22 protein-coding genes are annotated in these 25,157 nt (G+C 46.1%); 2 read left to right on the top strand and 20 right to left on the bottom strand.

All coding sequences use genetic code 11. From position 1 onward, the window contains the following. Positions 1–8: 8 nt before the first annotated feature. The 15 genes from VSQ32_19565 to VSQ32_19495 all read right to left on the bottom strand — a co-directional run bounded on the left by VSQ32_19565 (position 9) and on the right by VSQ32_19495 (position 18,768). Positions 9–1,058 (bottom strand): Stealth CR1 domain-containing protein, encoded by a 1,050-nt coding sequence (locus VSQ32_19565; protein MEH2944978.1) that lies wholly within the window; start codon positions 1,056–1,058, stop codon positions 9–11. Next, entirely contained in the window at positions 991–2,205 is a 1,215-nt protein-coding gene (locus VSQ32_19560) for a hypothetical protein (GenBank protein ID MEH2944977.1), read from the bottom strand. Before VSQ32_19560 ends, VSQ32_19565 begins: the two co-directional genes overlap by 68 nt. A gap of 12 nt (positions 2,206–2,217) precedes the next feature. After that, positions 2,218–3,816, bottom strand: coding sequence for an MBOAT family O-acyltransferase (locus tag VSQ32_19555; GenBank protein ID MEH2944976.1), 1,599 nt, complete (start codon positions 3,814–3,816; stop codon positions 2,218–2,220). Between the two features lie 62 nt (positions 3,817–3,878). After that, complete coding sequence (locus VSQ32_19550) at positions 3,879–4,112, bottom strand: phosphopantetheine-binding protein (protein ID MEH2944975.1); 234 nt, start codon at positions 4,110–4,112, stop codon at positions 3,879–3,881. Further along, positions 4,109–4,969 carry a formyltransferase family protein gene (locus VSQ32_19545; GenBank protein ID MEH2944974.1) on the bottom strand — a complete coding sequence of 287 codons (861 nt, stop codon included), beginning with the start codon at positions 4,967–4,969 and terminating at the stop codon, positions 4,109–4,111. Before VSQ32_19545 ends, VSQ32_19550 begins: the two co-directional genes overlap by 4 nt. 52 nt (positions 4,970–5,021) lie before the next feature. Then, positions 5,022–6,536, bottom strand: coding sequence for an amino acid adenylation domain-containing protein (locus VSQ32_19540; GenBank protein MEH2944973.1), 1,515 nt, complete (start codon positions 6,534–6,536; stop codon positions 5,022–5,024). A 27-nt stretch (positions 6,537–6,563) separates the two neighbouring features. Next, positions 6,564–7,316, bottom strand: a complete 753-nt coding sequence (locus VSQ32_19535) for an ATP-binding cassette domain-containing protein (GenBank protein ID MEH2944972.1) — start codon at positions 7,314–7,316, stop codon at positions 6,564–6,566. A gap of 1 nt (position 7,317) precedes the next feature. Then, entirely contained in the window at positions 7,318–8,100 is a 783-nt protein-coding gene (locus VSQ32_19530; GenBank protein MEH2944971.1) for an ABC transporter permease, read from the bottom strand. Between the two features lie 22 nt (positions 8,101–8,122). After that, positions 8,123–9,322 carry a CDP-glycerol glycerophosphotransferase family protein gene (locus tag VSQ32_19525; GenBank protein ID MEH2944970.1) on the bottom strand — a complete coding sequence of 400 codons (1,200 nt, stop codon included), beginning with the start codon at positions 9,320–9,322 and terminating at the stop codon, positions 8,123–8,125. A gap of 319 nt (positions 9,323–9,641) precedes the next feature. Further along, complete coding sequence (locus VSQ32_19520) at positions 9,642–10,430, bottom strand: glycosyltransferase family 2 protein (GenBank protein MEH2944969.1); 789 nt, start codon at positions 10,428–10,430, stop codon at positions 9,642–9,644. A 27-nt stretch (positions 10,431–10,457) separates the two neighbouring features. Beyond that, complete coding sequence (locus tag VSQ32_19515; protein MEH2944968.1) at positions 10,458–11,825, bottom strand: sugar transferase; 1,368 nt, start codon at positions 11,823–11,825, stop codon at positions 10,458–10,460. Between the two features lie 42 nt (positions 11,826–11,867). Then, entirely contained in the window at positions 11,868–14,030 is a 2,163-nt protein-coding gene (locus VSQ32_19510; protein MEH2944967.1) for a class I SAM-dependent methyltransferase, read from the bottom strand. Positions 14,031–14,093: 63 nt separating this feature from the next. Next, complete coding sequence (locus VSQ32_19505) at positions 14,094–16,556, bottom strand: glycosyltransferase family 2 protein (protein ID MEH2944966.1); 2,463 nt, start codon at positions 16,554–16,556, stop codon at positions 14,094–14,096. A gap of 46 nt (positions 16,557–16,602) precedes the next feature. Next, positions 16,603–17,865 (bottom strand): ABC transporter ATP-binding protein, encoded by a 1,263-nt coding sequence (locus tag VSQ32_19500; GenBank protein ID MEH2944965.1) that lies wholly within the window; start codon positions 17,863–17,865, stop codon positions 16,603–16,605. 75 nt (positions 17,866–17,940) lie between these two features. Beyond that, positions 17,941–18,768 carry an ABC transporter permease gene (locus VSQ32_19495; protein MEH2944964.1) on the bottom strand — a complete coding sequence of 276 codons (828 nt, stop codon included), beginning with the start codon at positions 18,766–18,768 and terminating at the stop codon, positions 17,941–17,943. A gap of 224 nt (positions 18,769–18,992) precedes the next feature. On the opposite strand from VSQ32_19495, the gene VSQ32_19490 reads away from it, so the two are divergent. Then, positions 18,993–19,700, top strand: a complete 708-nt coding sequence (locus VSQ32_19490; protein ID MEH2944963.1) for a hypothetical protein — start codon at positions 18,993–18,995, stop codon at positions 19,698–19,700. Positions 19,701–19,850: 150 nt separating this feature from the next. Continuing rightward, positions 19,851–20,351: a hypothetical protein gene (locus VSQ32_19485; GenBank protein MEH2944962.1), complete on the top strand. Its 501-nt coding sequence runs from the start codon at positions 19,851–19,853 to the stop codon at positions 20,349–20,351. A 105-nt stretch (positions 20,352–20,456) separates the two neighbouring features. On the opposite strand, the gene VSQ32_19480 is transcribed toward VSQ32_19485, so the two are convergent. The 5 genes from VSQ32_19480 to rfbA all read right to left on the bottom strand — a co-directional run bounded on the left by VSQ32_19480 (position 20,457) and on the right by rfbA (position 25,118). After that, entirely contained in the window at positions 20,457–20,816 is a 360-nt protein-coding gene (locus VSQ32_19480; protein ID MEH2944961.1) for a hypothetical protein, read from the bottom strand. Between the two features lie 2 nt (positions 20,817–20,818). After that, entirely contained in the window at positions 20,819–21,295 is a 477-nt protein-coding gene (locus VSQ32_19475) for a helix-turn-helix transcriptional regulator (protein ID MEH2944960.1), read from the bottom strand. Between the two features lie 254 nt (positions 21,296–21,549). Beyond that, positions 21,550–23,619 carry an InlB B-repeat-containing protein gene (locus VSQ32_19470; GenBank protein MEH2944959.1) on the bottom strand — a complete coding sequence of 690 codons (2,070 nt, stop codon included), beginning with the start codon at positions 23,617–23,619 and terminating at the stop codon, positions 21,550–21,552. A gap of 9 nt (positions 23,620–23,628) precedes the next feature. Further along, positions 23,629–24,210 (bottom strand): dTDP-4-dehydrorhamnose 3,5-epimerase, encoded by a 582-nt coding sequence (gene rfbC / locus VSQ32_19465; GenBank protein MEH2944958.1) that lies wholly within the window; start codon positions 24,208–24,210, stop codon positions 23,629–23,631. 29 nt (positions 24,211–24,239) lie between these two features. Further along, on the bottom strand, positions 24,240–25,118 hold the full coding sequence (gene rfbA / locus VSQ32_19460; GenBank protein MEH2944957.1) for a glucose-1-phosphate thymidylyltransferase RfbA: 879 nt from the start codon (positions 25,116–25,118) through the stop codon (positions 24,240–24,242). Between the last annotated feature and the right edge of the window lie 39 nt (positions 25,119–25,157).

The following is a 25,157-nucleotide window of genomic DNA, read 5'->3' as shown; positions in this document are numbered from 1 at the left end:
TTCTTCTCCTATAATTCAAAACCGGACTTTTCCGGCAGCAGCTTCTGAAATGCCTCCTGCACTTCCCGTTTCTTCGTCTCGAAATCTTCGGTATAAATGGTATCATTAATGCAAATCAGCTTATATCTGCCCTCCCGCACGGAATCCAGAGCCAGATCATAATTCCGCTCTTTGATATGGAAGCAGCGGCCGATTTTCATGGAACGGGGAATAAAGTTTCCGCTGGCAAGCTGCCAGAACTTAATCAGCCACTGGTTGACGTTTGACTTGGTGCGGAATTTATCCATACAGGTGGCCCGCAGGGTCTCCTCCTCCAGATTCCATACTTCTTTGTAGGTGCTTTTCAGGAAATTGCTGGGAAGATGGCTGTAGTAAAATCCCGGAAACCAGGGCCAGATCATCAGCATGGTGGTGCGTACCAGGCTTTTCCACCCATTGATGGGATGGTACCATTTCAGGAAATTCTTTTTGAAACATTCTTTTTTGTCAAAATGAATGTTAATCAGCTCCAGATCATTCCCGTTGAAAAATCCGGCGCTTTTCTTCCCGAAATAAATGCAGTTTAATGCAAATACATCACAGGGCACCCCGTTTTTGAAAAAGTCCTCCGGCTTCACGTAATCGGTAATAAACATGTCGTCATTGAAGTAAACAAACTGCTCCGCCAGACCTTTGATTCTGTGAAGATTCATTTCTATGGTATTGGCGTTGAATGTGGGCAGAAATTCCTCCGGAATATAGTCTTTATGATTTACAATATGGAGTTTCGGATGGTTCACATTCAGCCAGGGAGGCAGATGGCCCCAGGTGACAAAATGGATTTTGTTGACCCAGGGTGCAAACTTTTCCACACCCCGGAACCAGTACTGGAGATTATCCCAGCTCCGGTAACGGATGATGGTACTGTCGCCCTTATCATTGCTTTCGTCGTATTTATTCTTTTCTTTCTGCCATTCCGGGTCGTTGCCGTCCACCCAGATAAGCACAAAATCAATCTTCCTGCGCTTCGCCGGTCTCTTTGTTGTCTTCGCTGTCTTCGTCCTCTTCGTCGTCTTCATCAGAACCTCCTTCCTGCTCCGGATACACATAGGTGTATTTGTTGGCCCAGCCGTCTTCATAAAAGGCCACAAAATTCTCATAGGCCATATCCCACTCCTGATAGCCTTCCTGCCCCCGTTTATCGGGAAAATGGTACGTATCATTCAGATATTTTGAAAAATATTCCGTAAACTTTACGGCGCCTCTGGAGTTCAGATGGTGCCGGTTGTACAGATCTTCGGAAAAATTGATGCCGATTTCCTCATACATCTCTTCCGTATTATAATTGATGACGTTTGCTCCCTGTTCCTCCAGGTATGCAAGGGCCGCGTTTATTTCCGGCTGTTCTTTCTTGCTGAGCTGGGTGGGAGAGGCGATAAACAGAAGTTCCAGATCTGTTTCCTTCCCGTATTCCAGAATTTCATCCAGAACTCCCGTCTGAAGTTCATTTAACTCCGCCTGCTTATCCGTCACAAAAGTGGGTATTATTTCTTCCACCGTAAAGGGCGTATTCTCAAAATCATAGACGCCCTTCATGGTGCTTTCAATGGTATCGGTGCCCACAAAATCAATTTTCCGAAGGCCCGACTCCCATCTGGAATGATATTTCACAAAAGGCACATGCATGGCCACTGCATCCAGAGGCTCCGGCACTTCTTCTTTATTTTTTTTCAGTTTCTTCAGCACTTCTTCGTCACTGTAATATGCATTATGAAACTGGATGCCTTTGTTTACAGCCTCCCACTGGTTGGCGGAAAACCTCATACAGTCCGTCACCCTCCGGATTCTGACTTCATCCGGCCGCAGAGATTTCATTTTGATTCCCCGCACATCCACCACAGCCAGTTTGATGTCCTGGGTTTTACGTACTTCCGTTAATACATTTGTGGTCAGGTACAGAGGCTGCACATCGGTATTCATGGCATACACGGTCATCCCGTAATTTTTCCAGGCCAGAGGCGCAATCCACTCCCGGTCCACACAGCTTGTCCCTACCATCACGCAGTCCCAGGTGTTTTCCGGCTCTCCGTAAAATTCATTATAACGTTTTTTAATACCCAGTGTATCCCCTTCCGCCGCAATCTGAAAGATACCCAGAAGGGGATAGATAAGAATGCCCAGAATCAGAAGAAATAATACAATTTTGAATCCCTGTTTCTTTGTCATACTGTCTTCTCCTTAAAACTGCTGATAGATAAATTCGCTGGCGGAATAGCCGCCTCCGTAATAGCCGAACACCAGCAGGGTAAGCACTGCTCCCAGATAAATCACCCAGCGGAAACAGATGTGCTGCTCCGCAATTTTTTCTCTGATATGAACACCCCGCTCCTGCATGATTCCAACCACCAGCAGTACAAGAATCGAAATAAAAATCACATTATAGTCCTTGTAGGACAGGCCGAAATTCAGAAAGCCTCCGTTGAAAAATACCCAGGGATTGGGGAAGGCCAGGGCACGTATAAACATGTCAATGGCTTTCATGCAGGTTTTTCCTCTGGAAAAGAAACGTCCGAAGCTGCACAGCACAAAGGTCCGGAACATCTGGAAAAATTTCCAGCCGGCAGACTCCGTATCCATGCCGCACTTCTGAGCCATCTTCTGATATACCGGCTCCAGCAGTATACTGGATACAATAATCACTCCGTTCCAGATTCCGTAGGCCACATATTTCCAGCTGGAACCATGCCAGACGCCCACCAGCAAAAACACGATAAACATGGACAGAAAGGTAGGCAGTTTCTTACCGATATAATTGCCGAAAATCTTCCTGGTTCGTTTGCCCAGATTTGCAAAGTTTTTGGACAGGGACAGGGGATAGAACACATAATCCCGCATCCAGGAGCCCAGTGTAATATGCCACCTGCGCCAGAATTCCTCCACTGATTTTGCAAAATAGGGCCTCTCAAAATTCAGCGCCAGTTCAATGCCCAGCACCTGGGAAACTCCGCGGGCGATATCCATACCACCGGAGAAATCCGCATATACCTGCAGCCCGTATCCGGCTGCAGCAAAAAACAGAATAAAGCCTTCATGGGGCGCCGGGTCGTCAAAGATAAAATTCACCGCAACCGCCAGACGGTCCGCCAGAATCAGCTTCTTCATATACCCCCAGAGAACAAGCTGGAAGCCCTGGGTCACTCTGGTGTAATCAAACTTATGGGGCTCATATAACTGAGAAGCCAGCTGGTCATACCTGGCGATAGGGCCCTGTATAATCTGAGGGAAAAAGGACATAAACAGGGCAAATTTCAGAAAGTTCCTGTCTGCCTGGTACTTTCCCCGGTACAAATCCACAATATAGGCAATGGACTGCAGGGTATAAAAGGAAATCCCCAGCGGCAGCAGCAGATTCAGCAGCGGAACTTTCTCTGTCACCCCAAACTGTCCAATCACAAGATTGATGTTTTTGGCAATAAAGTTAAAGTATTTCAGAAAAATCAGAATACCCAGATTGACCACTACAGCGGCTGTCACAATCCGCTTCTTGCGGGCGGTAATCTGGCTCTTATACTGTTTTTTCTCGTCCCTGGTCAAATCCGCCTTATGCTCTTTCAGATACCGGGAGGATTCCTCATTGATATCCCCCAGCTTCCTGCCGCTTACAAAAGTTACCCCTGTGGTAAAAATGAGGAAAATCATCAGTTTTATCCCGGAAAATGCATAGAAAACATAGCTGCCTGCCAGCAGCACCATCCATTTGTATTTATCCGGCACCAGGAAGTAAAGGCAAATCAGTATAAGAATAAATATCATAAATGTAACTGAAATAAAATCCATCTTTCATTTCCCTTCAAATCAGTGATTTTATTACTGTTCACTTCATAAACAGAAGAATTGTCTCAGCCTTCTTCCTGCAGCTTCTCAATTAACTCCATCATTGCCTGAATCGTATTGAAATTCACCGGTTCCAGATCCATCACGTTAATCTCCACGTCAAATTCAGAGTTCAGCTCCGATACCAGGGAAACAATGTCAAAGGAATCCAGAATCCCATCGTCAATTAATTTTGTCTCTTTTTCAAACTCCACGTCCGGTCTCAAATCATTTAAAATCTCCAGTAATTTCTCTTTCATTTGTTATTTTCCTCCATTTTTTTCATCTTTTTCAGTGTAATCAGTTTTCCGTCTTTCCGGATGCAAAGCTCCCGCTTTGTCTCATCGTATCTGGTTTCCTCCGGTCCTTCCTCCTCGGAAATTTTCCAGGCTTTCCATACATGGACGCCTTCCGGCAGTCTGACTCTGGGTTTTCCAAATACATTTATTACTCCATAATCCATGGCACGCAGAAACCGGCTGATCTGTTCCGGGTTCCAGGACAAATCCAGCCATCCGTCATTGGGAATGTCTTTTGCAAGGTGCGGCTTTCCGGTTCCTGTCCCCTGGGAATCATCAGCCTTATGCTCTTTGAAATCTCCCTGCAGCAATTCCTCCAGCCCTTCCAGGGCCGCTTCATTCAGCTTCGACAAAAGTTTTAATGAAGTCATCCGGCTGTCAATTTCCACTTCTTTCTGAAGATAAACAGCTCCTGTGTCAATTCCGGCGTCCACTTTGTGCCAGGTGATTCCGGCTTTTTCATCTCCCTCATAAATGGCCCAGGCCTCGGCATTTCTGCCCCGGTGGGCGGGGAGCAGCGCATGGTGAAGGTTTACCACCAGAAGGCAGGGATTCTCAAGGACTTCTTCCGGAAACAGCCAGGGATTCATTACGGATAATACCAGGGTTTTTTCTGTCTCCTGTTTCAGCATGTCCATCAGCTCTGATTTTTCAGAAACCTGATGACAGGGAAACTCTGTTTCTCCTTTTCCAAAACCGTTCTGATTACAGAAATATAACTCAATTTTCTCTGCCCGGCCGCTTTTTTTCAGCAAATCTGCCGCCTGATACAAAAGTCCGGTCCCGCCTGCGATGATTCCCTTCTGATAAATTTCCATCTTTTCCATTCCTTCCCTTACCGTTTTCCTGCCGCTTCTTTTCCTGCTTTTCTTACAGTTTTTCCTTCAACAGGGTACGGTCAATCTTGGCATTTTTATTCAGCGGAAGTTTTTCAAAATATTCCAGCCGGTTGGGAAACATATATTTGGGCAGGGACTGTCCCAGGCTTTTCAGAAGTTCTCTGTCACATTTTTCCGCCGCCTGATAAAACAGGACAATCTTTTCCTGCTTCTCATCGTAAATACAGCAGGCAGCCTCCACAAAGGGCAGCGCATTGATGGCCACCTCAATTTCTCCCAGTTCAATCCGATGGCCCATATGTTTAATCTGGTAATCTTTTCTGGAAATAAACATCAGATTTCCGTCTTCTGCATACCGCCCCAGGTCTCCGGTACAGTAAATCAGCTCCGGATAATCTGAATTCAGAGGATTCTGGATAAAGGCGTCGGCTGTTTTCTCTTTATTGTTATAATATCCCAGTGCCAGGGATGTGCCCCGCACACAGATTTCTCCCGGCTCTCCCAGTGGAACCTCTGCCTTCCTCTCATCATCCAGCAGAAGAATTTCCGTATTCTCAAATGCAATGCCGATGGGCAGCACTTCCTCATCCCGGAAACTTCTGTCTACCTTGTAATAAGTACAGTTGCAGGTGATTTCCGTAGGCCCGTACAGGTTCACATACATTACTTCTTTCAGATAGTTTCTCCAGTAATTCAATACTTTATTAGGCATAATTTCCCCGGAAAACATTACTGTTCTCAGGTATTGGGGCAGCATCTGGGAAAATACGTTCAGATTTTCAATAATCCGCAGTGCGGAAGTCGCCCATATTACGGTGTTGATTTTATGACGGTTCAGTGCGTCAATAAGTTTTCCCGGCATGGAAAACATCACTTTGGGCAGCACATACATGGTACCTCCGTTTTTGATGGTGGAGTAAATGTCTTTTACTGACACATCAAAGTCGAAGGGGGCCTGATTTCCCATAATAATGGTGTCGTCAAAGCCAAATTCTTTCTGAAAATTATCAATCAGATCTATGACGGAACGGTGCCCTACCAGCACTCCTTTCGGCACTCCGGTGGATCCTGAGGTGAAAATCGCATACAGGGGATCCGTATCAATTTCCCTGCGGGATATGTCATTCAGCACTTCCTCCTGCACCGGGGTTTCTTTCAGTTCTTCCAGAGCCAGAACCGGCCCCTTAAATTCCACCCTGTCCATGATCTTCCGGGTGCTTTCCGTGGTAATCACTGCAACAGGTTTTAAGGTATCAAAAATCAGCTCAATTCTTTTTGCGGGCATCTGACAGTCCACCGGAACGTAAAAATTCCCACTGTAGATTACGCCGAAAAATCCAATCAGGCTCCTGATGTTTCTTTCTATAAACACTACCACCGGTTTCCGCCGGGCTGTCTGTGATGCTTTTGCCAGCCCTGTGGCCACTGCTCTCGCTTCCTTCCGAAAATCCCGATAGGTGATTTCCTCTGTCTCGTCTGCAAATACAATTTTATCCGGAAATTTCTCTGCGGAGTTTTCCAGATATTCCAGTACACTTTTCTGCATGTTTCCGCCGCCTTTCCCATTCAAAGTTTATGACATGAATTCTTCATAAGCCTCCAGCACTTCGCCGGGACTTCCCTGCATCTTTATCTTTCCTTCATGAAGCCATAAAATACTGTTGCACAGCTTATTCAGGGTATCATTGTTATGGGACACGATAATTACCGTCCGGTCCTCATTGGTGATAAGCTGCTGCATTTTCTTATAACTTTTTTTCTTGAATTTGGAATCTCCCACACTGAGCACTTCGTCGATGAGAATCACTTCCGTCTCCAGAATAGCTGTAATGGAAAATGCCAGTTTGGAATACATACCGCTGGAGTATGTCTTAACCGGCCGGTTGATAAAGTCTCCCAACTCCGAAAATTCAATGATTTCTTCTATTTTATTGTCTATCTCTTCTTCCGAAAATCCCAGCAGCATACCGGAGAGATATATATTTTCCCGGCCGGTAAGTTTCTTCTGAAAACCTACGCCGATGGACAGAAGGGACACGGAATGTCCATGGAGGTCAATACTTCCCTCATCCGGTGAAAACACCCCCGCAATGGCCCGCAGCAGGGTGGATTTCCCGCTTCCGTTCTTTCCCACGATTCCCATAATTTCTCCTTTGGGAACCTGAAAGGAAATGCCCCGCACTGCCTCGAAAATCTCAATTTTACTTTTTTTGAGACTCAAAAGGCTCTTTCGGATTGACATTTTATTCAGACAACGATAACGGATTTTTAAATCCTGTACGTCAATTACAATATTATTCTCATTACTGTTCCTGCTGTTTTCCATATTAAATCACCTTCACATAACTGTTCTCGTATTTATATATGATTCTTATTCCGATGGCTGATACCAGACAGCTTGCCAGAAACCAGAACAGCAGCAGCTTCCGGTGAGGCGTCTCGCAGTACAGCATGGACGCCCGCAGGTCGTCCAGAAACAGAGCCATGGGATTCAGTTTCAGCAAAAGAGAACCGTAAGGCTCTTTCACCCGGTTGCTGATGGAATAAAAAATTCCGGACATATAAAATACCAGCTTTAACAACACATTGATTACATTGGACAAATCTTCCACAAACACTCCGAAATGCAGCATAATGGTGCTGGCGCCGAAGGTAAACATAATCAGGGTGATAAATATGGGTATAATATAGAGAATATTCAGGCTGAGGGGCACCCGGTAAACAAACATCATAATCACAACCAGGACAAAGGAAACAGCCATTTTAAAGCCATTGGCATACATTTTTACAAAAATCAGAATATGCTTGGGCAGATATACCTTGGACACAATGGAGCTGTTGGAACTCACCAGCTTCACACTCTGTTTGACCGTTTTTTCAAAAAACTTCCAGCTGGACAGGCCGATAAATACAAATACCGGAAAATAAGGCTCTGATGTCCGGAATACAATCACAGATATAAAGGTATACACCATCATAAAGAGCAGGGGGTCTAAAATCCACCACAGCCAGCTCAGATGGGAATTGGCAATTTCTGATTTCAGTTCCGACTTTGCGGAATATACGCTGTATTTGTAATGCTTCTTAAAATCCTCAATAAATCTTTTCATCTCTCACCTCTGCACCCCGGCTTTACAGTTTCCTGATGGCCTGGTAATTCCTCTCACAGTTTCCGGCGTCAAAAGTCTCGTAAAACTCCTCCGCACGCCTTCGGTATGATTCCTCCATTCTGAAATTTTCCTCCAGAATTTTCTCCATTTCCTGAAACAGAAGTTCCGGCGTCCTGCAGACTTTGCCGAACCCATCTTTTTCATAACTGAAATATCCTTCCGGGTAATGTCCCTTCCGGTACATCTCATAATCAAACTGGAAATAGAGCAGGGGTTTCTTCATATAAGCAAAATCCATGGCAATACTGGAGTAATCCGTAATCAGGAGGGCGGATTCCTTCAGCAGTTTCTGCACATCGTATTTCGGCCACCCGGCCACTTTGATTCTGGCATGTTCCGGATAAAAATACGCCGCATACTTCTGCATTTCCCTGTGGGGATAAAAAACTAATTCTACATTAAATTTTTCAAGCATTTCCCGGAGTACAGGGCTGTTCAGAAAACCGTTCCAGTTCTTATAATATTCCGTGCCGGTGAAATCATCCACATTTTCATACTGATAAGATTTTGAGGTGGTAATTCCAATCCAGTTTCTCCAGGTTGGCATCACCAGAATCTGCCGTTTTCCCCTGCTGGTATCTTTCAGATTGTCAAACCGGCAGAAGCCCAGCTTCTGCACCCATCCTTCTGGATACCCAAACCGGCTTTTCACATACTGATATTCCCGCTCCACGGCACAGACAAACAGACGCATTCTGGTATGTTTATAATACAGAAACTCCATATCATCCTTGGTGATTCCGTGCTGCAGAAAAATTCTGGTATTCTTATAAAACCCGTAAACCTCCAGAAAGTAGCAGACTGCCGCATTGGGTTTTCCGCTCTTCTGGGAACTGATATTTTTTTCTGCCGATAAGTAATATATCCAGTGGGTAAAACTGCCAAACTGTATGACTTTTCCCAGTCTGGCCACCCTTCGATAATCCGGAGAACGCCTGTTGATAGCATAGACCACCGGCTGCTCCGGATGGTGTTTCACGATATGGCGAAACAGCCAGTACCCGTTATCTCTGGCCTCATTTTCACTGTCGCAGATCAGCCACATGTGTCTGTGGAATCTCCGAAATACCAGTGAAACCGGCAATGCCAGCAGAAATAAAAGGATATGCCGCAGGTCTTTCCATTTCACTCTCTGCATTTTCTGCCATAAAGTCTGTTCCATTTTTCTCCTTTCACATTATACATGCCCGTTTTCAAATATGCAATACTTTTATGAAATGAAGAACGGTAACTATTCAGCCTTCGGCTTCATAGTTACTGAATCCGGCCTGTTCCAGTTTGCCTTCGGCAAAGAGGCCGGATTCATCTCAACCATTACACATTCTCACGGACTTTGCAGCAAGCGCAAAGTCCTGGGCTGAACTGTTACGAAGAACGGAACCCTCCTCCTGCCAGCTCCATGCCTGTTTATCCCTGTTTTGAAATTACACGCCTGTTATTATAATGGATAAATATGATGGAAATTTGATGGGAATTCCGGGTTACATTCTTCTCTTTAATGCATTTAAAATATAGTGGCAAAAATAGTAACTGCTTTTTAACAGGGACAGATGTTCGCATTCCCGGTACATTTTCCAGGTTCCCCAGGCTGCGTCCAGCTTGTTGGAAGACCTGCTGCCCGGATATCTCCGGTAAACAGACAGAGGTTCGTCAATTCCATATGCCACATATCCATGCCGCAGAATTTTCCACCAGGTGGCCGTATCCTCTCCTCTGGCATTCAGAGGCATGGTCAGCACATCCGTGGGAATCTGATTCCGGTCAAACATAACGGTTATGGTGGAAATTGTGGTGCGCTTCAACGCCCCTTTATAGTCAATCTTTTTGGGAACATGAACCACCTTTCCATTCCGCACTCCATCCGGGCCTGCAAATTCATAACCGGTAAAACAGAATGCACAGCCGGTCTTTTTCATAAACCGAAGCTGCTTTTCCAGTTTGTCCCGGTCACACAGATCATCTGCGTCCATATAGGCCAGATACCGGCCGCAGGCTTTTGCAATTCCCTGATTCCTGGTAAAGGCAGGCCCCATGTTCTGTTTATTCCGGTACAGATGCATCCGGCTGTCCCTGGCCTGATGGGATTCAATAATCTGAACGCTTCTGTCTTCTGAACAGTCATCCACAAAAATAATTTCCCAGTCCGGACAGGTCTGCGCCAGCATACACTGAATGGTTTCTTCTATATATTTTTCTGAATTATAAACAGGAATTACGATACTGATTCGTTCATCCTTCCATTCTTTTTCCGTACGCTCCATGTTCGCCATGTGTTATCTCCATGTGTTCTTTCTGTTTCAGTTCTGCCTCCGAATGGCTGTTTTCTGCTTTTTGTCAATCCCTTCCGTATTTTCCTTCTGGAAAATAATCTTAAAGGTCATCAGCATCAGTTTGATGTCCAGCCAGAAGGAATAATTCTCGATATATGTTAAATCCAGTTTTAACTTATCATAAGGGGTAGTGTTGTATTTTCCGTAAATCTGGGCATACCCCGTAAGTCCCGCTTTGACTTTCAGGCGGAAACTGAACTCCGGTATCACCGTCTCATACTCTTTCGCAATAATTTCCCGCTCAGGTCTGGGACCTACAAAAGACATTTCTCCTTTCAGAATATTGAAAATCTGAGGCAGTTCATCAAAATGAGTTCTGCGGATGATTCTGCCCACCGGCGTAATCCGGTCGTCGTCCTTCCGGGCTAACTGGGCTCCTTCCCGCTCGGAATCCATCCGCATACTGCGGAATTTGATAATCCGGAACACTTCTCCGTCTCTGGTGAGTCGTTCCTGAGTGTAAAATACAGGCCCTCTGTCGTATAATTTGATACTCAGTCCAATCAGAAGCAGCACCGGCGAGGAAATCACAATGGCAATCAAAGACAGCACAATGTCCATGGCCCGCTTTACAAACCGCTGTTCAATGGGCAGCCCCCGGTTTCTGGACAACATCAGCGGCGAGTCAAAAAGATGAATCTGCTCCGTACCCGTCAGTATAATATCTGAAATTTTCGGCGTAATATAAGTCCGTTTGTTCTGGTCAAAGCAGAATTTCAAAATGGGATTGCGCATACTGGTGGGCAGGTCGCAGAGCACCACCGCTTCGTATTCCAGAATCCGCAGATAAAGCTCCTCATATCCCAGGTACACGCTGGCTGTGGCGCACACATTGTATTTGTCTTTCCGGGCATTGATTTTATCTATCAGTTCCTGGGGCGAATGTTCCCCGTAAATCACAATCATTTTTCTGGGCGGGTACAGCCTGGTGTAGATAAAACGCACCAGATATACCCCCGGCAGAATCACCAGGAGCTCCGCTCCGGTCAGCACAATCATAGGGTGGGCCGGCATATAATCGTTGGCTACCAGGCATACCTGCAGATATCCAATCACATTGGCGCAGAAAATGGAAAGTATCTGGGACAGACAGATATCGGTAATCCGCAGATAGCCAATCCGGTATCCTCCAAAGGTTCTGGTAAAAAAATACAGTATCAGCATGTAAATCCCGATGACAGCCCAGTTTCCTCTGTGCCAAGGCCGGTTGGCCTTCTCCAGCATGGGATAATAAATCTCATACCACAGATAACCGAACATGACTGCCTCCAGAGCCAGCATTATGCAGTTTGCCGCCAGATTCAATAAATGCTTGTACTGTTCTCGTCTTCTCATACCTTTATCCTTTTGCAGTTTACTCTGTTACAGTTACTCGCCTTATGGTTCCTGCCCTCGAAGCAGACCCCGTACTTTCTTTTTCATCCGTCCCCTGGCATTCAGCCTGTCCATCAGCATAACTGCCGTTTCCTCCTCCAGAATACTGATACGCCAGGAAATTTCCATTCTTCTGTTCTCCTCAGGGATTTCTTCTATTATAATCTTTGGGTCAGAATTGTCAAATAAATAACAGTTTTTTTCCATTTCAAACCCGGTAGTGCTGTATTTCACAGGCGACGTCTGCCCGTCCGAACCAATCCAGAACAGTTTCACATCCTTTAACATACAGGAACTCAGGGCCGGGTCCAGCCAGAGGCCGGAAACCCCTGCCGGAATGGTAATCCCGGCTGTAATCTCCTGCCGAACTCCCTGGTCCAGGAAAAAGGACTGCTCCTCGGAAAATCCCTGTCCGTAATCCAGATACACCTGGATTCTTCTCCTGTCTGTCTCAGCCAGAAGTTCTCCCAGCGGTAAGGCCTGTTTGCCCATGGTGCGGTACAGTTCTCCGGCGGGAACGTAGCCTTTTCTGATATATGCCTGGAAATTCTGCTCCATCCTTTCATACTGTTCTTCTCTGTCCCCGGAAATTCCATATTTCCTGCATAAAGTTAAGTCTTCTTTTAATTTTTTTCTTCCTTCCGTTCCTTCCGTATAGTAGTGAAATGCGCGCCAGAGAACGTAGCCCGCCGGAATCGGAAAGAAAAAGGTCCATTCATAATCCAGCACATGCCAGCTCCCGTCTTCTGTCAGAAGCAGATTGGAAAAAATCAAATCCACATCTGCTGCAGGAAAAGCCGGTTCCGGCTCCTGAAAGGATACCTGTCCGAATACCTGCTGAAACTCCGGTGTTATCTGAAATTCCTGGGTGGACGCGCCGGCCAGTATTCTGTCAAAGGCTGCTTCCATCCATTCCCGGACCTGCTGTTCTTCTCCCTGTTCCAGCAGCCTGTCCAGTTTTTCCTCCAGAGTAGTCCCTTTCAGATATTCAAAAAATACCCGCCCGTCTTCCAGTCTGCATCGGTTGGGCCGCAGCATATCTTTTCCTCCCCAGAGCTTCCCAAGTTCTTCTCCGGCTTTCGCTGCAGATTGGATATGCTGCCGCCCCTGAGGATATTCTGCTGTTTTGTAAAGAAAATATCCGCCCCGGACGTCTCTGCCGATACAGGTGCGGATGGCAAATTCCGGAGCCCGGCCCGTGGAATATTTCGTGTAAAGCACCTGCTCTTTTTCTGATTCCCCATCATTGGAAGGCTTCGCTATTTCCACAAAAAAGGAATTAGCATACAGGGAAAACAGACCGTCTTCAGAAAGCTGGTCAAATACCCGGCCTTCATCCATCAGTACCAGACGGTTCCGGTCAAAATTACAGATATTCCGATTCAGTTCTCCGGTTCCGGGCAGATATTCATCGGAATAAATGACCGTTGGAAATTTATAATCCGGATAGGGATAGTAAAACCGGTAGTCCTCATATCCGCATTCTTCCAGAATCCGAATCAGCTCCGGACGGGAAAAGGTGCGGACTCCTTCCGTATGATGATACCCTTCCAGTCCCTCAAAAAAAGTCCCCGTATGGTCCTCCCGGCAGCCTGCCCAGTATTTCAGCCCCAGTTTATTTTCAATGGCAATCAGCAGTTTTCCGCCGGGTCTTAAATGGTTCATCACCGTAGTCAGAAACTTATGATAGGGCTTTTCCCCCTCCATATAGCCTCTGCCATATTCAAATACGCCAATCAGTGTCGCATAGTCAAAATCCTGCTCCAGCCCTTTTTCGATATCCTGAAAATTGCCCACACAGATTTTAATATTTTCCCGGTCCTGATGACGCACTCCGTTGATGGTGCTGCGTTTCATGGACAAATCCACACAGGTGACAGAAGCTGCGGAAGCTGCCGCCGCGCCGGTCACCGCGCCGCAGCCGGAACCGATTTCCAGCAGTTTGCTTCCCGGTTCAAAGGGATACCAGCTCAGAATATTGCCCCGCTCATGGGCCAGATGATACATCACCGCCCAGTCCTGCTCTCTGGCAATCACCTGATTGTATTCCTGCTCCGGATACGTCCTGACCAGTTCCAGAATCCGGTCTTCCACAGCTCCGTCGCTGTATAAATCCTCTCCCGGATAACAGGCGGTATCCAGCACAACCTTTCCGATTTTTTCCATAGTATCCTCCATTCCCGGTGCCTTATCTGCTAAAACAGGTATTTATCACTGATTTTCCAAAAATTATATCTGCTTTAAAGAAAAATCAGCTTTGGACAGTGTCAGATTGGGATTGTAATAAGGGTCTCCCCTGTCCATAAATTCCTGCCACTTTGTCACAAAATATTTCATTTCTTTATAGTAACGTTCCTGCTTTTCCGGAGAATCTTCCAGTCCGCGGGATTTTGATTCATAATGAAAGAGCTCTGCGTACGGGTTATATACTATCAGCTTTCCAAATTTTCTGACTTTCATGCAGTAATCAATATCATTAAAAGCCACCGCCAGTTCTTCCGTCAGGCCTCCCACCTGCTGATACAGGGATTTTTTCGTCATCATACAGGCTGCGGTCACCGCACTGTAGTTCTGGGCGCAGATAATACGGGAAAAATATCCATTGGCTTTCCCGTCAAATCCGATAAAGGTATGGCCTGCAATTCCTCCAAAGCCAATCACCACCCCCGCATGTTGTATGGTTCCGTCTTCATAGTAGAGCCTGGCTCCGGTAATCCCCACATCTTCCCGCATACAGGGGCCCAAAAGCTCCCACAGGCAGTCCGGGTTCCGGATTTCCGTATCGTTGTTTAACAGCAGCAGATACTCGCCTCTGGCAGATTCTGCGCCGAAATTGTTGATGGCTGAAAAATTAAATGCTCCCTCCCAGTAAACCACCCGGACTTTTTTGTTTTCCTGCTCCAGCTTTTTGTAATAATCAAAGGTTTCCGGCAGTTCGCTGTTATTTTCTATTATAATATACTCATAGTTCCGATAGGTGGAGGTTTCTTCAATGGATTGAATACACTTATTCAAATCCTCCGTATGGTCTTTATTGGGTATCAGAATGGAAATCAGAGGCTGTTCCTTCCACTGATAGCGTGTCCGGTACAGTCCGGGATATTCCCCCATTTCCACTCTGGCAGGAATCTTAAGCCGGTCAAAATGAGCCTGTACCGCCCGCATACCGGCCTCAAAGGCATACCGCTTGCTCTCCGGGTTCTCCGCTGTGGAATTCTCATGGGCACGCCAGTGATACAATACCCTGGGGATATGGTAAATGGCCTGGGTATGCTCCGTACACCGCAGCACAAAGTCATAATCCTGCGCTCCGTCAAAGGCAGAGTCCAGCATACCGGCCCTTTCAATCAGAGATTTTTTTGCCGCCACAAGATGGCAGAAGTAGTTCATGCTGCAGAGCAAATCCGGATTGTAGTCTGATTTGAAATGAGGCTGGAAAAAATGCTTCCCATTCATGGAAATCTTGTCCTCATCGGAATAAATCAGCTCCGTCTCCGGCTGTTCCTGCAGTGCTTTCGCACATTCATACAGGGCGTCCGGGGTCAGCAGGTCGTCATGGTCTGCAAATACCACAAAATCTCCTTCGGCAGCTTTCAGCCCCTGATTGGTGTTTTCCGATATCTGCAACGGTCCGCTGTTACGGACAACCTTCACCCGTGCATCCTGGTTTTCCAGTTTTTTCAGATATTTTTCCAGGGGAGAATCTTCTCCGCTTCCGTCGGACAGGCACAGCTCCCAGTTCCCATAGGTCTGGCTGCGGACGGAATCCACCAGCTGTTCCAGGTATTTTTCCGGCGTTTTATACAGGGGCACCACAATGGAAAACAGGGGCGCCAAAGAAAAAGTCTCTCTTTTCTGCTTCTCCAAATCTTCTTTTCCGGGCGTTACTGCCTGCCGGTATTTTTCATAATCTCCCTGGGGGGCGGCCTTCTTCGCCAGCACCTGCATGGTTCTGGTGCAGAACTGTTTCCAGCCATGACGCTGCAGGAATCTGGCCCCTTTGCCCAGATAGTTATTTCCCAGCATATTCTCAAAAAAGAACGTGGACACAATGGGCACTTTCACCTGACTTCTCCGGCTTCCATTGGACAGCTCCAGGTGAACGCCGGATATTCCGTGATGGGGCAGCACAATCTCAAATCCGCTGTCCAACAGATTGGAAACTTCCCGGTACACCTGAGTTACATCCCTGCGCTCATGCCAGGAAACCTGGCTCTCCAGGAGCCTTCCGTCCGACCCTTTTACCTGAACCGCAACTGGAGAAGCCGAAGCCGCCCAGCCTTTGATATAACAATGCTCCTGCTCCAGAGTCACCTGTTCCAGGAAAAAATCAATTTCATTCTGAAGTTTTTGCAGATGAGATACTTTTTCCCGGTAGACCGGGCGTCTTCCTTCTCCCTGGGAATCTGCTTCACCGTCAACCACCCATAATACCAGTTCTTTTTTGCCCTCCAGGACTTCCGGCAGTGTCACGTAGAGAAAATATTCTTCCTCAATCCCCAAATCGTAAATCATATAGCGCTGCCGCACTTCCATTCCGTCGTAGCTGTTCTGAACCCAGGGAAGCTCCTTTGCGTCCAGCGTGATTTCCAGTCTGTCCTCCGGCTTCATATTATATTTCCAGCCCTGAATCACCAGCGTCTGCTTTTCTTCTATATGAAACCGGACTCTTACCACATTAAACTTTTCCATTCCGCTCTGTTCCTTTATCTGATTTACTCCCGAATCTTCCGGGATTCTATTCTGTCTCCACCTCAGATTCCATATCGAAATATCCTACGGTATTTTTATCTGAAATAACAGCAATGCTGCACACATCATACAGTCTGTGGTGCACCCTGAATTCTTCCTGCTCATATCCGGTGCACCCAAAAGACAGCAGGTACTCGCCTCCCTGCAGCCTCATATTCTGGGTAAAGCTGACAGTCTGGACATCCCCGGCTTTCTTCGGCTCAATGGGCACCTGCTCCAGCATGGTATTGGTGCCTGTCAGCTCAATCCCCATCCGGTTTTTCAGTGTAATGGCAAAAATGGGCTCCGCCACCTCTTCCTGAAACCGCACTTTCATTTTAATGGTGAATCTGCCGCCCTTTTCAATTACATTGGAAATTTTTCCGGTTTTATCCACCACTGCAAAGTCGACAATTTCCGCTTTCTTATCCCCGTATTCCAGTGTCTCCGGATTCACCGACAAACTGTCCCGCCATTTCTTCCCGGTATGGTCCGGCTGCCACAGGGAAGAATTCTCTCTGCGCTGTTCCTCTTCCTGGGCCACCAGCGCCATTTTAAACCGGTCCACTGCTTCCCTGGGAGTGCCTTCCATCACTTTGTCCCCTTTGTTCAGCAGCACTGCCCGGTCACAGTATTTAGTAATGCTGCTCAAATCGTGGCTCACAAACAGAATCGTCTTGCCCATTTCTTTGAATTCCTCAAATTTCCGGTAGCATTTGGACTGAAAAAACACGTCTCCCACGGACAATGCCTCGTCCACAATCAGGATTTCCGGGTCAATATTAATCGCCACTGCAAAGGCCAGACGCACAAACATTCCGCTGGAATATGTTTTCACCGGCTGATGGACAAAATCGCCGATATCTGCAAATTCCAGTATGGACGCCATTTTTTTATCTATTTCCTCTCCGGAAAATCCCATCATGGTTCCCTGTAAATATATATTTTCAATTCCGGTATATTCGTTGTTAAATCCGGCTCCCAGTTCCAGCAGAGCAGAAATTCTCCCATTTACCTCCACGGTTCCCTGTGTCTGGCGAATCACCCCCGTAATAATTTTCAGCAGAGTGGATTTTCCGGAACCGTTGGTACCGATAATACCCACAGTCTCGCCCTTTTTTATTTCCAGCGTGATATCGTGAAGGGCCGCATGTTCCCGGTATACCTGCCTGCGGGAAAGCCCCAGGGCGTCTTTCAGCCGGGCAGACGGCGTATCGTAAAGTTTATATATTTTGCTGACTCCGGTTATTTTAATTGCTGTCTCCTGCATGTTTTACTCCTTTATGCCTGCTTCAACATTCACGTGAGGAACATCCGATTCTGTCTGCGGCTGCGTCCGAACTTCTTACAGCACATCTGCAAAATGTATTTTCAGCCGTTTGAATATTTTTACGCCCAGCAGGCATACAATTCCGGTGAAAGCCCAGAAATACACGGTCATGCCCGGATGTTCCCAGAACCAGACTTTGTCGATAAATGTTTCCCGGTATCCCATCACAATATAATAAAGGGGATTGCATTTCAGTATAATCAGCAGAAAAGAAGGTATTTTCTCCCGCATATCGTCCAGATTCCACATAATAGGAGTCATCCAGATCCCCACCTGCAGGGCAATATTCACAATCTGGCGTATATCCGGAAAAAACACTGACACTGCACTGGTAAAATAGCTTAATCCCAGCGCCAGCAGCAATACCCCGGCACTGTAGTACAGTGCCTGCAGCACATAAAAATCCGGCGGATAGCCATAGCACAGAAAAAGCCCCATCATAAACAATACAAAAAACACATGTACAAAAATGGAAGCAAATACTTTCACCACCGGCAGAATATCTATATTGAACACCACTTTTTTCACCAGATAATTATACTCCACCAGTACGGATGTTCCGGCACTGATACAGTCTGAAAAGAAAAACCAGGGCACAATGCCTGCCACCAGCCACAGTACATAAGGCAGGGGAAGTTCGCTCCGTATGGAAACCCTCATGCCTATGGCCTTGTCAAAGACAAACCAGTAAATCAGTACGGTGACCACCGGCTGTACAAAGGCCCAGATAGTTCCCAGATAAGAACCTGCAAATTTGGTTTTGAAATCATTTTTGGCCAGACTTCTGATGAGCCGGCGGTTTTGGACTATCTCCGTAAGGATATTTCCTGATGTATCGTTCATAAATTAATCCTGATCCTTTTTTTAGTTGGTGAGAAAAATGCATATCTCTCAGCTTTCAGGGTATTATACCATTATTCTCCAAAATAAGCAAATATTGTAATCTCTTAATAATTCTTAATAATTCTCTTACCCTGACGCCATTGTTTTTTCAGGCTAAATATGTTACCTTTATTATTAACGCAAATGTTCTGTTTCACTCAAATATTTTACGGGAGGTCTTTACTATGAAAAAAATATTGAAAAAATCTGTTTCTCTGCTCCTTGCGCTGACCGTACTGGCGGGCGGCCTGCTTTTCCTTCCCTGCGAGGGGGATACCGCAGAGGCCGCTTCCACTTATTATATTCCCGGTTCCTACAAAAACATGGTGTTTTACTGTGCCCCCGATGATCTTCCGGCCACCTATGTAACCTTAAAGGTTTACCGGCAGGGAAGCAGCAAAAAACCGAAAGCCTCCAGTATCAAATCCCTGACCAGCAGTGATTCTTCTGTTGCAAGGCCCTGGATTGACAAGGCCGGTGACATTCGGATTTACTTTTTTAAGAAAACCGGCACTGCCGATATTTCTTTTCAGATTGGCAAACAGACCCTTTCCTCCAGAATCACCGTAAAAGAATATGCCAATCCTCTGGCTTCTTTTAAGGTGGGCAAAAAAGATTTCACACCGCGTTTTAATTATGCCACGGAATATAATTATTTTCATACCTCCGAAATGAAAAAGGAAACCGTTTCCATCAAAGCTGCAAAAGGGTGGAAAATTTCTTCCATGAAAATGCAGTATGGCTCCGGCACTTATGAAATCAGTTCCTGCAAAAAATCTTCTTTTTCCAAAAAAGTGGCCTTTAAAGGAAATCTGGATTATATTACCGTGACCATGTATCATGCAAAGACAAAATCTTATGTGACACTGACCTGGAATTGTATCAAAGAATAATTACCGGCAGCTCCGTAGACTTTTCTTCTGTCCTGTGTTATACTTTTTCCTGAACAGGGAAATATGATGAAAATCAAAAAGATACATATCGTGATATAACCAGAGAACCTGAAATGCGAAACACTCCACAGAATGAACGGAGGCGATACAATGACAGACAATGAATTATTACTTGCCATATCAAAAATCCTTGACCCCGTCAGGGAAGATATGCAGGAACTCAAAGATGATATTCAGGAGCTCAAAACTGATGTACAGGGGCTCAAAACTGATGTACAGGGGCTCAAAACTGATGTACAGGGGCTCAAAACTGATGTACGGGAACTCAAAGGCGACGTAGAACTGCTGAAAGGCGATGTACAGGAACTCAAAGGTGACGTAGCGCTGCTGAAAGGCGACGTACAGGAACTCAAAGGCGATGTACAGGAACTCAAAGGCGATGTACAGGAACTCAAAGAAAGGGTCAGAAAGATTGAATTAACACAGGAAAATCTGATTCTGCCGCGGTTAAATACCATAGAATCCTGCTATACCTCGACTTACAACCGTTACAAAGACAGTGTGGAAACTTATGAAGCAATGAAACAGGATATATCTGTTATAAAAAAAGTAGTGGCTGAACACAGCGACAAACTTCAGAAAATTTCATAGCCTGAAAATTCTGTTTCGGCCATGGACTGTCAGGTATCAATGTATCTGACAGTCCGGCGAAACAGTGTTTTTACAGACAATTCAAATCTTATTTTCTCACCCATATCATTCCCCACAGGACACCCCTTTTATGGAAGAAATGCGTATCAGTTTATCTCTGTGATTTTTTGATGTTTCAATGCGAACCAGCGCCCATTTTTCATCCATATCCAGTAAAATGATTTTATTCTGTTTGCTGATATTTATCAAATCCATATCTTCCTCATTTTCATAAAAATCCAGTTGTATTCTTTTTCCTGTATAAGGAGCGAGTATTTTTGTCATATCATCTTTCACACTGCTTCGCTCTGCGTGCAGTACACTGTTTTCACTGCGTTCCAGCCGACGAAGTCTGGCGGCAACTGCACTTACCTGAAAAAATGCAAGCAATCCGAAAATTGCCCCCATCTTATATAAAATCTCCATATCTAACAGCCTCCTTCATCCACAATTTCAAATGAAAGCACCGAGGAAAGGGCTATCAGCTTTTTCTGTTCTCTGTTTTTATGCTGTATGGCAACTCTGACCCAGTTTCCTTCAAAACCATCTATTCTGCAGATTCGCTCCCATACATCCATATCCTCCTCATCGTCATAAAAAGATATGCGGACATGTTTCCCTTCGATACCGGAAAGTAATTTTGTGACAGAGCTTGCATGTTCCGGCGTTCTTTCATCTTCCGCTGATAATTTTTCTTCAGAGGCCGGCAACTGTTCCTTTAAAAGATAATCGCAGGATACCTGCAAAATATCTGCAAGGCCTGCCACTTTTTCAACATCAGGAAGCGCGGTTCCCGTTTCCCATCTGGATACCGTCTGCCTTGTGACAGACATCTTATCTGCCAGTTCTCCCTGTGTCATTCCCATCTCCCGCCTTGCATGGGCAATTTTTGTACCAATTTCCACAATTGAGCCCCCTCTCTGCTTCCTTTACCAGCAATATATACTTATTGAACTGCTAATGTTCCATAAGGTATACCTTCCAATCCCTTTGCCATTACCATCATATCCTAATACATCATTTTGTACAAGCAATTTCCCTGTACCCACGCAACATCATATGTTACATTTCGTCATACTCCCTGTAGAAAGATCAAAAAGAGGCGGGCAAAAGCAATTGCTTCTTGCCCGCCCTTCCCGGCTGATTTCTGATTCACTTCCTATTTCTGAATGACAACTGTCTTTTTCTTACTCCAGGAGCCATATACTTTCTTTCCTTTGGAATCTTTCTTGTATGCCCTGGCCTGCACATAATATGTCTTTCCTTTTTTCAGCTTCTTTATAGTCTTGCCGGTGGATGTACTGGTTACCCGTCTGGAAGATTTCATACTGGAATTGGTGGCATAGCGGATTTCGTACCCTTTGGCGCCGCTGACCTTCTTCAGAGTTACCTTCATTTTCTTACCGGAAACATTTGTGACTTTGTTAATGGTAACCTGCTTTACAGAAACCTTTTTCCACTTTGCATAAAGGGTCATGTCTTTGGTTACTTTTTTGCTGAAATCCCACTTCGTCTTATAATTTTTGCTGGTATACCAGCCTTCAAAACTGTATTTCCCGCGTTTGGGATTAGACGGTTTCTTCGCCTTCGTACCTGCTGAAACCTTCTGTGAAGATACCTTGCTTCCGCCTCTGACATCAAATTTCACCGTGTAAGTTTTTTCCTCTGTTCTGACTGTGGAAATTCCGCTGTCCCAGAGTGTATCGCAAACTGCCACAGCATTGATCACCGTATTGGGATCTGCTGCAAAGGCTCCTCTGTAGTAAAAGCAACGGGTGGCAGAAGAAGATGGGTTGGTGGAATCTATGGTATAATATATCTCTGCCCCCGGCGTAGCGGAAGTCAGAGTTACCGCCACTTTATCCCCCGTATACTGCTGGGTAATAACCGGTGCAGCCGTCTGAGCTGCGGGCGTTGCATAAGTTCCGATACTGTCCGGGGCAGCTCCGGAATCCTGGCTGCAAACCGGCACCATGCCCGTATAGAATGCTTCCATTCTGTGGGAACCCTGCTGATCAAGAGCCCCGGTAATCATGGCTGAACTGCGGTTAAAATATCCATACATCAAATCCCGGCCAGACTCCCCGTCCATATCATCCCAGGTACAGTCAATCTGATACCAGGAATCATTGATAGCCACCAGATTCCAGGCATGGTTATGACTTGTCACACTTATGGCGTCAATACCCGCTCCGTTCATCAAAAGGGTAAAGGCTTTGGTGTATCCGGCACATACGGTATAATCTGTAGCAAATACACTGTAGGCACTCTGATGATACGGATTCTGAGTCTGGGACGCTCCCGGATTATTCAGATTGATGCCGTGATCATACATTACCTTCCGGATAATCAGGTCATGGGCAATCTGAATCTTTTCCAGTTCTGTAGCTCCCGCTGCAATCTGAGCTTCCATAGCGTCAATCTGAGCCTTTACTTTGGCCGTTTCCGCCGCCCTTGCTGCTCCATTGGCAAAAGCGTCATAAAAAAGAGGGTACATGGCGCTGGAAGTTCTCAGGAAGCCCTGATCCCAGAAATAATACTGGGGATTGGAATAGGTAAACAGAAGAAACAGATCCGCTGCTCTGTCCACACTTATTCCCAGAGAAGTGAAGCTAATTCCTTTCTCTGATATATAGTATATTTCACCATCTAAAGGCTTGTTTACTCCATTCTGAACACCGGTCAGGTATTCCAGAGAAACCAGATCCAGCGCATCCCAAAATGTCCTCTCCTTTTCATTCAGGCGATTATAGATATAATTGGAAGAATAAATATCCCAGGGAGAACTGTACTGCTGAGAGCCCAGAACTTTGGAACGGTACAGCAGTTCTCCGTCTTCATTCTCTGTTAAATCCAGGGTATCCAGGGAATCCGCAGCCCCTTCCGGCAGCTCAATGACTTCCGGCCGCACCATTCCGCCCACAGGAGGCGTCCAGCCTTCCGGCAGTTCGGATTCTGTTTCCGACTCCGTTTCTTCCGGAATCATCCGTTCCGGCAGTTCCACCGGTTCAGAAGTATCTGAAAACATCTCATCCGTTACGTCAATACTGTCTTTCTGAAAAGAAATATCTTCCTCTGTATCTGCAGCATCCTCTTTTTCCGGAACCGTTTCTTCTGTTTCCGGTGAAGCAGATGATTCTCCGCCGGGCGCTGTTGCAAATGCTTCTGCGGGAGCCATGGTAAAGGTCATAACTCCTGCCAGGAATAACGCTAAAATCCTCTTTTTCATTGCATCCTCCTACCTTTCCTTTTTGTTGCTTATATACTCCTCAATACCGCCCCAGACTTTGTCCTTATCTGACAGAATCAGCTCCTCCTCGGTCATGCCCTCCGGCATGGGCCACTGAACACCGATGCCGCTGTCTTTCCACAACAGGCCTCCCTCGTCATTGGGATGGTAAAAATCAGTTACCTTATAGCAAAACTCCGCATAATCGGACAGCACCACAAATCCGTGGGCAAATCCTTTCGGAATAAAAAACTGCTTTTTATTTTCTTCAGACAGAGTAACACCAAACCATTTTCCAAAGGTTTCGGAGCCCTCACGCAAATCCACAGCCACGTCAAACACCTGTCCTCTTACCACCCGGACCAGTTTATCCTGAGGATAGTTAATCTGAAAATGCAGCCCCCGCAAAACACCTTTTCTGGAGGCGGACTGATTATCCTGCACAAAGGTGCAGTCAATGCCTGCCTCTGCAAAATCATTATAATTATAGGTTTCCATAAAATAGCCTCTGGCATCGCCGAACACTGCCGGCTCAATTACTTTCAGCCCTGCAATTCCGTTGCAGTTATCCGTCACTTTAATCTTTCCCATTGATTTCTCCTTATGTGTTGCCTTTTACATTACAGCCCTGCCGCAATTTCCATCAGATACTGTCCGTATTCTGTTTTCAGCAAAGGTTCCGCCAGCTTTTTCAGCTGCTCCACATCAATAAAGCCCCGCTTGTAAGCGATTTCTTCAATACAGGAAATATACATTCCCTGCCGTTTCTGGAATGCTGACACAAAATCAGCCGCTGCCAGCAGCATATTGTGGTTCCCGGTGTCCAGCCAGGCAAATCCCCGGCCCAGGGTTTCCACTTTCAGGTTCCCACGGCTCAGATACTCGTTATTGACACTGGTAATCTCAATTTCTCCCCGGCCGGAAGGTTTCACATTCCTGGCAATCTCCACCACGTCATTGTCATAGAAATACAGTCCCGGTACCGCATAGTTGGATTTGGGATGTTCCGGTTTTTCCTCAATGGAAATGGCAGTTCCTGCTTCATCAAATTCCACCACACCGTACTCTCTGGGGTCTCGCACATAGTAACCGAAAATCGTGGCTCCCGGCTGGCTCTCCGTCCGGCTGGCTGCATTCAGCAGCACCTTTGAAAAACTCTGCCCGTAAAAAATATTGTCTCCAAGCACCAGTGCCACAGCGTCTTTACCGATAAAATCAGCGCCGATAATAAAAGCGTCTGCCAGCCCCCTGGGCTCCGTCTGTACTGCATACGCAAATTTCATGCCGAGCTGGCTTCCGTCTCCCAGCAAATCCTCAAACACCGGCAAATCCCTGGGTGTGGAAATAATCAGCACCTCCCGAATCCCTGCCAGCATCAGCGTCGACAGGGGATAATAAATCATGGGTTTGTCATACACCGGCATAATCTGCTTGGAAATAGCCTTTGTCAGCGGGTACAGCCTGGTTCCGGCGCCTCCCGCCAGAATAATTCCTTTCATGGTTCTCCTCCTTCTGATTCCATTTTGTCGCGCGTGAGC

It is taken from the genome of Lachnospiraceae bacterium JLR.KK002, assembly GCA_036941025.1.
Lineage (GTDB): Bacteria > Bacillota > Clostridia > Lachnospirales > Lachnospiraceae > Petralouisia.
This window is presented reverse-complemented; position numbering and strand designations above follow the sequence as displayed.